The 13,041-nt window shown below is 59.9% G+C and carries 11 protein-coding genes; 7 read left to right on the top strand and 4 right to left on the bottom strand.

The window, feature by feature from the left end; translation table 11 throughout:
• Positions 1-6: 6 nt before the first annotated feature.
• The 3 genes from B0D78_RS03480 to B0D78_RS03470 all read right to left on the bottom strand — a co-directional run bounded on the left by B0D78_RS03480 (position 7) and on the right by B0D78_RS03470 (position 3,082).
• Entirely contained in the window at positions 7-1,497 is a 1,491-nt protein-coding gene (locus B0D78_RS03480) for a tripartite tricarboxylate transporter permease (protein WP_168169984.1), read from the bottom strand.
• Between the two features lie 19 nt (positions 1,498-1,516).
• Positions 1,517-1,987, bottom strand: a complete 471-nt coding sequence (locus B0D78_RS03475; RefSeq protein ID WP_168169983.1) for a tripartite tricarboxylate transporter TctB family protein — start codon at positions 1,985-1,987, stop codon at positions 1,517-1,519.
• Between the two features lie 123 nt (positions 1,988-2,110).
• Entirely contained in the window at positions 2,111-3,082 is a 972-nt protein-coding gene (locus tag B0D78_RS03470; protein WP_168169982.1) for a tripartite tricarboxylate transporter substrate binding protein, read from the bottom strand.
• Positions 3,083-3,335: 253 nt separating this feature from the next.
• Between B0D78_RS03470 and B0D78_RS03465 the strand changes: the two genes are divergently transcribed.
• The 7 genes from B0D78_RS03465 to B0D78_RS03440 all read left to right on the top strand — a co-directional run bounded on the left by B0D78_RS03465 (position 3,336) and on the right by B0D78_RS03440 (position 12,079).
• The gene (locus tag B0D78_RS03465; protein ID WP_078015597.1) at positions 3,336-4,268 is read left to right on the top strand and encodes a LysR family transcriptional regulator; all 933 of its coding nucleotides are present in this window, start codon (positions 3,336-3,338) and stop codon (positions 4,266-4,268) included.
• A 446-nt stretch (positions 4,269-4,714) separates the two neighbouring features.
• Positions 4,715-6,448 (top strand): gamma-glutamyltransferase family protein, encoded by a 1,734-nt coding sequence (locus B0D78_RS03460; protein ID WP_078015596.1) that lies wholly within the window; start codon positions 4,715-4,717, stop codon positions 6,446-6,448.
• A gap of 52 nt (positions 6,449-6,500) precedes the next feature.
• Positions 6,501-7,058 (top strand): DUF6305 family protein, encoded by a 558-nt coding sequence (locus B0D78_RS03455; RefSeq protein WP_078015595.1) that lies wholly within the window; start codon positions 6,501-6,503, stop codon positions 7,056-7,058.
• A 266-nt stretch (positions 7,059-7,324) separates the two neighbouring features.
• Positions 7,325-9,055: a malonate decarboxylase subunit alpha gene (gene mdcA / locus B0D78_RS03450; protein ID WP_240496108.1), complete on the top strand. Its 1,731-nt coding sequence runs from the start codon at positions 7,325-7,327 to the stop codon at positions 9,053-9,055.
• Between the two features lie 135 nt (positions 9,056-9,190).
• Entirely contained in the window at positions 9,191-10,555 is a 1,365-nt protein-coding gene (locus tag B0D78_RS03445; RefSeq protein WP_078015594.1) for a TRAP transporter large permease subunit, read from the top strand.
• Between the two features lie 18 nt (positions 10,556-10,573).
• Entirely contained in the window at positions 10,574-10,738 is a 165-nt protein-coding gene (locus B0D78_RS12760) for a hypothetical protein (protein ID WP_158606266.1), read from the top strand.
• Between the two features lie 24 nt (positions 10,739-10,762).
• The gene (locus tag B0D78_RS03440) at positions 10,763-12,079 is read left to right on the top strand and encodes a hypothetical protein (RefSeq protein ID WP_078015593.1); all 1,317 of its coding nucleotides are present in this window, start codon (positions 10,763-10,765) and stop codon (positions 12,077-12,079) included.
• A gap of 413 nt (positions 12,080-12,492) precedes the next feature.
• Here the strand turns inward: B0D78_RS03440 and B0D78_RS03435 are convergent, their stop codons facing one another.
• Positions 12,493-13,026 (bottom strand): methylated-DNA--[protein]-cysteine S-methyltransferase, encoded by a 534-nt coding sequence (locus B0D78_RS03435; protein ID WP_078015592.1) that lies wholly within the window; start codon positions 13,024-13,026, stop codon positions 12,493-12,495.
• Positions 13,027-13,041 lie beyond the last annotated feature (15 nt).

Here is a 13,041-nt window from a genome sequence, read left to right as displayed (position 1 = left end):
TCCGCTTTAAGCCGCGGCCTTGCGGCGAGAGCTGATCCACTTGGAGATGTAGGGGAACAGCACGCCGAGGATCGTCAGAGCGATGAAGAACTTGTTCAGACCGCCGGCGAAGAAAATATCCATGGAGCCGCGGGACATCTGCATGGTGCGGCGCAGGTTGCCCTCCACCAGTTCGCCGAGAACGAATCCGAGCACCGTGGCCGCCGGCGCGAACCCCAGTTCCTTCATGACGAAACCGATCAGGCCGAAGACCAGCACGAGAATTACGGAGTAAATGTCGTTGGTCGTGGAGAACGCGCCGATGAAGGCGAACAACATGATAGCCGAAGTGAGGTAAATTTTCTTGATGGAGGTGATGTACACGCAGGGACGGAGCATCATCAGCCCCACGAAGAGCAGCACGATCTGCGCCACGAACATGCTGGCCATCAGACCATAGGGAACCTGCGGCTGATTGATGAACAGCATCGGGCCGCAGGAGATGCCCGCCAGGCTGAATCCCACCATGAGAATAGCCGTCGAGTTCGAGCCGGGAATGCCGAGCGCCAGCAGCGGAATCAGGCCGCCGGCGGGAACGGCGTTGTTGGCCGATTCGGGAGCGGCGACGCCGCGGATGTCGCCAGTGCCGAACGTCTCATTGTTCTTGCAGAACATCTTCGTCTCGGAATACCCGATCCACGAGGCGATCGTGGCCCCTGCGCCGGGCAGAGCGCCGACCACGGATCCCATGGCGCCGCAGGCCAGAACGATGGGAGTGACGCCGGCGAGCTCCTTCTTGCTGGGGTAGGTCATCTTGATCCTGTCCTTGATGACGTTGAAAATCTCGCCCGAAAAAATTTGGCGGAACACCTCGCTGAGGGCGAACAGCCCGACCAGCACGGGAATCAGGTCAAGCCCCTCGGAAAGCCGGAACACGCCAAACGTGAAACGCTGCGTCGACGTGAACTTATCCATGCCGATGATGGCGAGGAACAGGCCGAACGCGGCGGAGATGATGCCTTTCATGGGATCCTTGCCGGACACGGCGCCGACGATGGAAAGCCCCATCATGGCCATCCAGAAGTACTGGCTGGGTCCGAACTTCAGAGCGAAACGCGCCAGCGGCAGCGTGGAAAACACCAGGATGATGACGGAAACCAGGCCGCCAAGCACACCGGCATACAGCGAAATGCACAGCGCCTTGCCGCCCAGCCCCTTGCGCTGCATCTCGTAACCGTCGAGCACTGTGGCCGCCGCGGCGCCCGTGCCGGGCGTCTTGATCAGAATGGCGGGGATCGAGCCGCCGTACTCCGCTCCCACGTAAACAGCCGCCAGCATGGGCAGCGAATGCGCGGGGTCCATGCCGAACGTAAGCGGCAGCAGCAGCGACATAGCCACCGAAGCGGAAATGCCGGGGATGGCGCCGCCGATGATGCCCCAGATGACGCCGAAAGCGATGTACATGATGTTGAGAGGCGTCGCGGCCTGCATCAGGCCCTGACCGAAAAGAGCCAACATGAGAAAAACCTCCTTGAAATCAGCCGAGCAGACCGTGAAGTACGCCGCCGGGCAAAAGTACGCCCAGCAGTTTGGCGAAGAAGAGATACAGGAAAACGCTGAACAGCACCGCATAAAGCGCGGCGTTGCGCAGCCGGACCTTCATCTCGCTGGGGTCGAAGTAAATCACCATGCACAGCAGGAACAGAATCGTCGTAGGGATAAAACCGAGCGGATTCAGCAGGGTAGCGTAGGCGGCGGAAAGCAGGATCACGTACAGGAACGATCCGTACTTGGGGCGCGAAGCGCCGGCGGCGTTTTCGGGCTTTGCCTTCAGGAAAATGATCAGCGCCGCCAGACCGATGACCGTGGCGAGAAAACGCGGATACAGCGTGGGACCGACCGCGTCGAAGTCGGATGTGGGGAACGTCCCCGCTTCGTACCAGACGTAACCGGCAAAGGCGAAGCAAAAGAGGCCGATCAGGCGATCCTTGCTGAGAAAACTGCTCAAAGGGATTCCTCCTTGAACGAAAAATAAAAATCAGTTCCCAAAATCGCGGCGAACCGTCGATTTCGATACGAAAGAGCAGACTCGCCGCGCCGCGGCGGCGAATCTGCCAGAATTTCGACAAGACTAATTTTTCTTGCCGCGCAGAGCCGCTTCGTTGTCTTTGATGGTTGCGGCCACGCCGTCATAGGAGGCGAGGAACGCGGCGCCATCGACGAACTTGCCCTCGATAGCCTCGTCGGCCAGATACTTTTTGAACTTCTCGTCGTCAAGGGCGGCCTTGAAAACTTCGGCCATACGGGCCACCAGTTCGGGATCGGTGCCGGCGGGAGCGGCGAGACCGCGCAGACGCTCGAAGACGATGTTGAAACCATTCTCGACGGTGGTAGGCACGTTGAGGCTGTTGCGGTCTCTGGCAAGCAACGCAATCAGCTTGAGGTTGCCGGCTTCGACCTGCGGACGCATGTCGACGTATTCGCCGACGCCCACGTCGCAGAAACCGCCGAGAATATTGACCAGCGTGTCGCCGCCGGTGTCGAAAACGATCCGGTTCACGTCGATCCCCGTCGTGCGGATGATCTCGGCGGAGCAGATCGTGCTGGCGCTGGTTGGTGCCGCGGTGCCCCAGTTAAGCTTGCCGGGATTCTTTTTCGCGTAGTCGATCAGCTCGGGCAACGTGTCGAACTGCATGTCCTTACGGGTGAAGACGTACTGAGGATCGTTGCCCAGCGCGCAAACATAGGCGAAGTCGGGATATTTGACGGGCGAATGACCGATCAGATCGGCGGTGACCACCGTGGTGCTCAGGCAGGCCAGCGTGTAGCCGTCCTGGGGCGCTCTCTGCACACGCCCCCAAGGCACGGCGCCGGAAGGATCGATGAGATTCTCGATCACGATGTTGTGCCCGTTCAGCTTGTTCTTGACGGCGACGGCCATGTTGCGAAGGAACGTGTCGCCGCCCGAACCGGGGCGGGTGTAGTAGACGATGTGAATATCCTTTTCCGGCCAGTTGTCGTATTTGCCGGCGGCGAAGGCCGCACCGCATGTGATGAACAGCGCGGCGACAGACACAACTTTTGCTAAGATGCTCTTTTTCATCATGATCGTCCCCCTGTTGAATAATTTCGTATGTGTGAACGCCATTTCGTTCACGGTCTCAATATATCAGCCCGGTCCAGTAAAATCAAAGACTTGCTAGGTATCTGTTTTTTGCGTTTTGCGAATGACCTATCGAAAAAATATATATTTAATTTTTCTGAAGGCTGGCAAAATCGTCCCGTGCGTGTATACTTGATTTTAGAAGTTATAAGTTTTTTCAATAAGAAATTTTCGAGAGAAGAGAGGCCGACAGATGCGATTCGAACAGCTTCACCTTTTTGCGACGATTTTGAGCTGCGGTTCTTTTGCTGCCGCCGGCCGTCTGCTGCACCTGAGCCAGCCGAGCATCACGGCTTCGCTGAACGTGCTGGAGGCGGAAGTGGGGCAGAGGCTGTTGGAACGCACGCCTGGGCAGCGGCGTCCCGTTCGTCCGACGGCGGCCGGCGAAATCTTTGCCACGTTCGCTCGAAAGGCGCTGGCCGATTATCGGGGCATGCTGTCGGCCGTCACGCTGTCGTCGGATGCGCCGCAGACGCCCGTCAGAATCGGCGTCACGCCGACGCCGGGCAGCTCGCTCCTGCCTGTGCTGACCAATAAATTCCGCGAGGAGAACCCTACGCTTACGGTACAGGTCAAAACGTTTCGAGGCACCGAACTGGCGCGTCGTCTCAAAGAGGGGGAGTTCGATCTCGGCGTGACCGGCACTCGACCGCAGGACGACGGCATCGTTTTCGAGCGGTTCTTTTACGATCCGCTTGTTTTGATCGCTCCGGTCCGCATGGGACTGTCGGGACCGATTACGCTGCGCGAACTGAAACGCCTGCCGTTGATCGTGCGCGACGCCTCGGGCAATCTGATGCGCCTGCTGATCCAGGCGCTGAACCGCGTCGGCCTGTCGTTGGCGCAGATGAACGTCGTCATGCAGGTGTCGGGCAACAACGACGTGCTGTCGTCGGTGACGCTCGGCGCCGGCGTCGGTTTTGTGGCGCGCTCGCTGCTGGCGGCCAACCGCGAAAACCATGACATCATGGTCGTGCCGGTGCGCCGTCTGCAGGTGGCGCGTTACGTCTACATGCTGCGGCGCGAAAGCAGTTCCTTCACCGGCGGCATGAGGCTCTTCTGGGAATACGCCATGGGCACGGAATGGCGCGAGCACGTTTTTTCGTACAACACGATGATGCTGTGATGCGCATCGCAATCAAGGGGTTTGATTGACGGCGCACCGTAAATGAAAGGAGCGGCGTGAAAATTTTGTAACGGGCGAACGAAGATCGCAAATGCCCCTTTCTTGCGAAAACAAAGCCATAATCATAAATTTGAAGCATAAGCGATATATAACTGATGTATTAGACGCATGAAGGAGGTCTGCTTATAATGGACCGCGTGTCCGGGGCGAATAGGGAAGAGCGAGCCGTCCTTCTTAAACTGCCGCTGTATTTTAAATAGATTCTCAACGTGTCAGTTAGCTTCAATGACAATTTTATCGAATGGCCTGTGCTAGAATTTCGTCAGGTTATTATAACCTTATGGTATGTCCTCCCGATAATGTTGGGCGTGGCATATAAAGTTTTAAGCAAGGGCGCTCCGGATGGAGCAGAGGAGAGTATTTCATCTTTGTGAGGGGGAAGTACAATGAACAAGAAAGTTTTGGCAGCAGTTGCGCTGGGCCTGAGCGTTTTTGCCGGCAGCGCGAGCGCGAATCTGATGTACAAGCAGACGCGTCCCACGATCAGCGGCCGCGCCGTCGCTCACGCGGGCAGTCCCGCCGCGGCACTGGCCGGCATGAAGATCCTGCAGGCCGGCGGCACCGCGTTCGACGCGGCGCTGGCCATGGCTGCGGCGCAGAGCTACAGCGAGGTCATGATGTGTCACATCTTCGGCGGCGACCTGCAGCTGATCGGTTATTCCGCCAAGGACAAGAAGGTTTTCAGCTTCAACGGCACCGGCTGGGCTCCCAACAAGGCCAAGGAGCAGCTCGAGAGAGACGCCGAGATTCCCGCCAAGGGCATTTTCTCCATGCACATCCCCGGCGAGTGGTCGGGCTGGATGACGTTCCTGGCCAAGTACGGCACGATGCCCCTGAAGGACATCCTCGCGCCCGTGGTCGACATGGCCGAGAACGGCATCATCGTCGACGACTTCCTGGCCAACATGATCGAGAAGAACGCCGGCCCCATGAACGATCAGGCCAAGGCCGTGTTCTTCCCCAACGGCAAAGCGCTGAAAGCCGGCGACGTCTATGTGAACAAGGACTATGCCGATCTGATGAAGACGATGGGCGAGGTGGCGGCCAAGGCGGCCGAAGGCAAGACGCTTGCCGACGGCTTCAAGGCGGCCGACGACTACTTCTATCGCGGCCCTGTCGCCGAAGAGATCGTCAAGTGGAACAACGAAAACGGCGGCGATTTCTCCATCGAGGACTTCAACGAGTTCCATGCCGAGGAGACCACGCCCATCACCACCAACTACCGCGGCATCGACGTGTACTGCACGCCTCCCAACAGCCAGGGCACCGTTCTGATCGAGACGCTCAACATGCTCGAGAACTATGACCTCAAGGCCATGGGGCACAACAGCAAGGATTACATCAACGTCCTCACCCAGGCTCTGCAGATCGCCATCAACCACCGCAACCGCTTCAGCGCCGATCCCCGCTTCCACAAGTTCCCCGCCGCGCTCCTGACCAAGGAGTTCGCCAAGGAAATGACCAAGCAGATCGACATGAACAAGGCCGTCGACGAGATCCCGCTGGGCGACCAGAAGTACTTCGTCGACTACGAGAAGAAGGGTCCCGACACGACGCATATGTTCGTCTGCGACGCCGAAGGCAACATCGTGGCCGTGACGCACTCCATCAACCATTTCTTCGGTTCCAGCATGATGGTGCACGGCATCATGATGAACGACCGCCGCATCCAGTACTCGCCCGACATGGATCTGCCCAACGCGCTCGAGGCTCACAAGCGCACCGTGCAGACGATCACGCCTTCGATCGCTCTGAAGGACGGCGAACCTTACATGGCTTTCGGCACGCCCAACGCCGACCGTCAGGAACAGACGAAGGTCCAGGGATTCCTGAACGTCGTCGAGTTCGGCATGCGCCCCCAGGCGGCCGTCGAGACTCCCCGCATCGCTACGGACGCCGCCGGCGACACGGCCAGCCTGAACAAATATCCCAAGCAGATTTCCTACATGGTCAACTATCCGACCCAGGTCGATCCCAAGGTGCTCGACGAGCTGAAGGCCATGGGCTACAAGATGGTCCCCGTGACCAACACCGGTTCTCTCGGCCTTGGCGTGCGCGAGAACGGCTTCTGGAGCGTCGGCGCCGATCCCACCAGAAACGCCTACACCTTCGCCTGGTAAGTTTCTCTTGCCTGGCGCTCAAATCTATCCGTTAAAGGAGATTTTCGCAACGATGAAGAAATTTACGCTTGCGGCGCTTCTCTGCGCCAGCTTTCTCGCTTTCGGCGCGGCCGCTTTTGCCGATCAGCCGGCGCTTCCCACGGTTCAGCAGCCCGTCCTTTTGACCCCCTTCGGTCAGAGCCAGGACGCCAACGCCGTGAAGCTGATGACGAAAAAGTATCAGGTCGACTACGAGATGGCGGTTTTTGCCAAAGACGTTGACTGGACAAAGTACAAGACGCTGTTCGTGGTTCTCGGCGGCAGCGGCAAGGGGCTTGGCGCCGCCGGTCTGGACATTCCTTCCGAACTGGCCCGCTGCACCGAGCTCATCGCCGAAGCCAAGAAGAACAACGCGTACGTCGTGGCGCTCCACATCGGCGGCCCCGACCGCCGCGGTCCGAATTCGGCCCCTTTCCTGACTTTTGCCGGCGACGCCAACTTCATGATCGTTCGTGAGGACGGCAATGCTGACGGTTACTTTACCAACCTCAGCACTGAGAAGAACGTTCCCATGTACACGATTCAGAAGACCGGCGACCTCCGCAAGATCATGCCGGAGATGCTCAAGTAATACAGAAGCATAGATCTGAACGTCATGACTCATTCTTCTTTCGCGGGAGTGAGTCATGATGTTTTAACGGGGCAGGAGCGGATTCTTCGAGCGTCGTTGGAAGACTGTCCCGCTCTCTTTCGGCTTTCCTGCCGACATGACGCCGAAAATTACGCATCACGCAGCCCGTCGTCCTGTCCGAGTGCGGCGCTGTGCGAGCTCTCCTCTCTTGTGTGTGAAATGCGCAAGAGAAGCGGAGGGCTGTAAAAAATTCAAGGAGACTTCAGATGATGATCAATCACGATACTTCCCGTACCTGGGATACGATCAAGCGCGATACTGACGAGCGTCTTGCCGCGGCGGCGAAGATCGTCGGCAGCGGCAAGGTCGTCGCGGCGGAGGATGCCGTCGCTCTGCTCGAAGCGGTTATCCGCCCTTTCGACCGCGTCAACATCGAAGGCGACAATCAGAAGCAGGCTGATTTTCTGGCTCAATGCCTGTGTGCCGTCGATCCTGCCAAAGTGCACGATCTGCACATGGTGCAGTCGGTCCTGACGCTGCCCGAGCACCTCGACGTGTTCGAAAAGGGCATCGCCAAGAAGCTCGATTTCTCGTTCTCCGGGCCTCAGTCCGGCCGCATCGCCGAGCTGCTCGGCGCCGGCAAGCTGGATCTCGGGGCCATTCACACCTATCTTGAACTTTACGGCCGCTATTTCCTCGATCTGACGCCCCGCGTGGCGCTGGTCGTGGCTGATGCCGCCGACCGAGAGGGCAACCTCTACACCGGTTTCAGCACCGAAGATACGCCGACGATCGTCGAGGCCACCAAGTTCCGTCAGGGCATCGTCGTCGTCCAGGTCAACGAGATCGTGGACCGGCTGCCGCGCGTGGACATCCCCGCCGATTTCGTCGATTTCATCGTCAAATCGCCCCGGCCGTTCTACATCGAGCCGCTGTTCACGCGCGATCCCGCCAAGATCACCGACGCCCGCGTGCTGACGGCGATGATGACCATCAAGGGCATTTACGCCGAATACGGCATCCAGAACCTGAACCACGGCGTCGGCTACGACACCGCGGCCATCGAACTGCTGCTGCCCACGTACGGCGAGGAACTGGGGCTGAAGGGCAAGATCTGCACGAACTGGATCCTCAATCCGCATCCGACGCTGATTCCCGCCATCGAGTCGGGCTGGGTCAAGTCGGTCCACAGTTTCGGCGGCGAACTGGGCATGGAACGTTACGTGGCGGCCCGTCCCGACGTGTTCTTCATCGGTCCCGACGGCTCGATGAGGTCGAACCGCTGCATGTCGCAGGTCGCCGGCCATTACGCCATCGATGCGTTCGTCGGCGCGACGCTGCAGATCGATCCTTACGGCAACAGCAGCACGGCCACGGCGACGAAGGTCGCCGGTTTCGGCGGCGCGCCCAACATGGGCTGCGATTCCCGCGGCCGTCGTCACTCGACGGCCGCATGGCTCAAGGCGGGCGCCGAAGTCGGCGCCCAAGCCTCTGCCATCGGGCCCGATCTGCACCGCGGCCGCCGCCTGGTCGTGCAGATCCTGAACACGGTCGCCAAGATCAGGGACACGAAGAATCCCGGCCAGTTCAAGGAAATCCCCGCGTTCGTGGAACATCTTGACGCCGAGAAACTGATGAAAAACGCCAACCTGCCCATCGAGCCCGTCATGATCTATGGCGACGATCTCACTCACATCGTCACCGAACAGGGTATCGCGTATCTGCACCGTTGCCGCGACATCGAAGAGCGCCGGGCCGCCATCCGCAGCGTCGCCGGCAAGACCCCCGTAGGGCTGCAGGGCAGCGAGGAGGAGCGCCGCCGGATGCGCGAGCTCGGCATCGTCAAAACGCCCGCCGATCTTGGCATCGACGCGGCTACGGCGACCCGCGACCGCCTGGCCGCCAAGAACATCATGGAGCTGGTGGAGTGGTCCGGCGGGCTCTATGATCCGCCCGCGAAGTTCCTCCCCGGGAAAGAGGATTTATCCCGTCAATGAATAACGGTCCGCCGCGTTCCGTCCGCGGTCGCGGACGGAACGCGGCGGCCGGTTCGAAGTTCCGCGCGTGAAAGTGCTGCCGTGGGGCAGCGAGGCCGAAGTCACAGTTTTACCTTTCTGGAGGTACGAAAGAGAATGACCAATTCGTTAATCGTTTTGGGAGTCATGCTGGCGATCCTGGTGGCAGGTTCGTTCATGCGTAAGATCCCCGTCGCCGTTCTGCTGGTCGTCGCGTCGATCGCAGGGGCCGTCGTCGGCGGCATGACCGATCCCCTTCTGAAACGCGACTACTTCACGTCCATCGCCAGCGTCTTCGTCGGCAACAGCGAGACCGTGCCGTCGCTGCTGAGGCACTTCATGGAGGGCTCCATGCTGTTCCTCAACCTGATGCTGACGGTGGCGGCCGGCATGCTCTTCATGAGCATCCTCAAGGAGAACGGAGCCTTGAATCTGCTGACCCGCGAGATCGTCAGCGGCTTCCACAAGTCGCCTACGCTTCTGCTGGTCCTGATCATGATCCTGATCATGCTGCCGGCCATGCTCACCGGTTCGGCCCCCGCGTCGGTCCTGAGCACCGGCGTGCTCGTGCTGCCCATTCTGCTGGAGATCGGCGTTTCGCGCGACGACGCCGCGGCGATCATCGCTCTCGGCTCGCTGTTCGGCATGGTGGCGCCGCCCGTCAACGTGCCCGCCATGCTGATCGGCACGGGCGTCTACATGCCTTACGAGGGCTTTGCGATCCCGCTGCTGATCCTGACGCTGCCGCTGGCCGTTTTCTCGGTGCTGTACATCGCCCGCCGCTCGGTCGGCAAGGTCGACAGGGAAGCCGTTCTCGCCAAGATCCCCGGCGATCCCGCGGTGAGGGGATTCCTGCCTCAGTTCCCGCTGGTGTTCCTGATCGGCTACATGATCGTCAAGAGTTACTATCCGCAGATCGACCCCGGCACGCCGCTGGTGTTCTGCATGGGCATCGTCATGGCGCTGCTGTGCAGCAAAAAGAAGATCAACTTCTGGAAGGTATCCGTCCAGTCCATGTCCGAGTCCGTCGAGGTCATGGCGCTCTTTGCCGCCGTCGGCATGATGATTCAGATCATGGGGCTGACCGGCGCCCGCGGCGCCACGGTGCTTGGCGCCCTCGGATTGAAGGGACCGCTGCTTTATCTGTCCATCGCGGTGGTCGCGCCCATCGTCGGCGGTCTGCTGATGCCCTTCGGCTGCGCCGGCGTGCTCGGCATCCCGCTGATCATGGCCTTCACGAACAAGAACGCGATCTGGGTCACCTCCGCCCTGACGCTGATCATGTGCGTGGGCGCGCTGCTGCCGCCGACTTCGGTTTCCGCGCAGTTTGCCGCCCGCGCCGTAGGGCTTGAGAATCAGGGCAAGATGCTCAAGAAATGCGTTCTCCCCGCCGTCCTGTCGTTGATCATCAGCGTTGTCGTCATGGTCTATGCCAACGAGATCGTGGTCTTCCTGCGCGGTCTGGGCATTCCCCTGAAGTAAGAGAGGAGTCTTCTCATTATGGCAATCCAGTACATTATCATGAAGTACGCCTATCTGGTCATGGTCGCCTTCTTCTCGGTGTTGTTCATCTATAACCTGTTCACCCAGAAAAGCCTTGCCAAGCAGATCGGCTGCGCCATCCTCCTTATTCCTTTCCTTCTGCGTCTGTTTCTGCTTCACTGATCGGTTCAAGAGGGAGAATGAAAAATGTCTGAAAACAATTCTGCGAACAAAGGCCGCGGCAATTTCCTCACCGGACTGATCCTCGCGGCCGCACTCGGCGCCGGGATCTTCACCGTCGGCAAGGAATTCCGCCATCAGTTCAACGTCGAGCCCATTTACAGAGGCCCCGGCGTCACCAGCGTGAAGATGCTGAGCGATTACAATCCTTTCCTGAAAGGGACCAACGGCGACTCCAAGGTCTACGTCCTCGACAGCGGCAAGCCCGGCGGAAATTTCATCATCATGGGCGGCACGCATCCCACCGAGCCCGGCGGACTGCTGGCGGCCATTCTCTTCGTCGAGAACGCCGTGGTCACCGAGGGCAAGGTCATGGTGGTGCCTCACTCCAACAACTCCGGCTTCAGCACCTGCGAGCCCGGGCTCGGCCATGTGCCCTATTTCCACATCGCCACGCCCAGCGGCAAGGTCCGTTATTTCCGCTACGGCAACCGCGGTTCCAACCCCGTCGACCAGTTCCCCGACCCCGACATGTACCTGCATTATCCCTCGGGGCAGAATCTGGCCGCCGACGAGATCCGCAACCTTGACCGCGCCCATCCCGGCAATCCTCACGGTCTGCTGACCCAGCAGGTCGCCTACGCTTTCAACCGCATGTGCTGGGACGAGGGCGCCGACATGATCATCGACCATCACGAAGCTCCGCCCGAAAAGCCTCTGGTCAACGCCATCTGCGTGCATCAGAAAGGCATCGACCTGACCTCGGAGATGGCGCTGATGCTCGAGGAACAGAACATCAGGATGCGCGTCGAAATCTCGCCCATCCCGCTGCACGGATTTTCGCACCGCGAGCTTGGCGACTACACGCCCGCCATCGCTTTCCTTTCGGAGACGCCCAACCCCAGCCAGGGTTCCGCCCGCGGCGTCACCTATGAAGAGCTGATCATCAACGGCAAGGACGAAGTGTACCGCCATCTGCTCGAGGACAAGCTGCTGAAGGTCGACTACAAGAGCGAGGGCGTCACTCTGAACGAGCGCACCGGCCGCAACGTGGCCACCGATCTGTCTCTGGCGGAGATCTACTCCGACCTGGGCGAAGACGCCCGCAACGAGTACGGCGGTTATCCCAAGGATCTCGGCGAACTGAAGCCCGGTGCGGCGCTGAAGATCGACGACGCCGAGGCGCAGCGGATGCTGGCGAAAGGCCCCGAAGGCGAGCGCAAGATCGTGATCACCAACATGCCTTCCTATGACGATATCATGCAGAACGGCATCGGCCGCTATCTGCGCGACGCCGACGCCACGGCCGAAGAAATCGAAGCCGCCAAGAAGGCTGCCGACTAGACGACGTTCGTCCTGAGAGAATCGAAGTCCCGGATCTGCGTCAGGTTCGGGACTTTTTGCAAGGCCGCGAATATGGGGAGGCGTTATGCCTTCCGAATGATATTATTTTCTCAATTAAAAAGCCGAACATAAGGGTGCTGCGGGGAAAATTCACAAAGCGAGCTGCGCAGCAGTCGAGGTAGTTCTGAGTGACTGAACTCCCTCGCAGCGCCCAGAAAACTATGTTTATACTTTCTATCAAGAATAGTATGACATGGCGGAACTCCGTCATGCCGGAGGTGTCTTTTCAAAAAGCCGCGCCGCGTTCCCCTTTTGTCAGGGGAGCGCGGCGCGATCTTTTGCCGTTCTGCGTGAAACGGTCTGCGGCGAAATCTGCCGTTGACGGCGTTTTTCGAGTTTTGGCGAATCGCTCTTTACAGCGCCGTTCCCGTTTTGGGGACGAAGAAGCGGCTCAGGTCGACGCCTTCGAGGCGCAGCAGGGTCTGTTTTCTGGCGAGGCCTCCGGCGTAGCCGGTCAGGCTGCCGCCGGCGCCGACGACGCGGTGACAGGGCACGATGACGGAGATGGGATTGTGAGCGACCGCGCCGCCGACGGCCCGCGCCGACATATGGCTGAGTCCCCGTTCCGAAGCGATCCGGCGGGTGATGTCGCCGTAAGTCCTGACGGTTCCGTAGGGGATGGCCACGAGCGCGTCCCACACGGCCAGTTGGAATTCGCTGCCGTGCAGGCTCAGCGGCGGAACGGGGCCGGGGTTCTGGCCCGCGAAATACGTGTCCAGCCACGCCGCCGTTTCGGCGAACACGGGCAGGTCGCCCTCGGCGTGCTGTCCCGCCAGCGTACGGGCGAAATGTTTCTGCCCCTCGAACCACAGCCCCGTCAGCGCCGCGCCGTCGGCGGCCATGAGCATTCTGCCGAGCGGCGAATCGTAATATTTTGTGTACGTCATTGTCCGGGCCTCCTC

The organism is Pyramidobacter sp. C12-8 (assembly GCF_002007215.1).
In the GTDB taxonomy this organism is placed as follows: Bacteria; Synergistota; Synergistia; order Synergistales; family Dethiosulfovibrionaceae; genus Pyramidobacter.
Note: the sequence above shows the minus strand (reverse complement) of the source record. Positions and strands in the feature narration are given on the sequence as shown.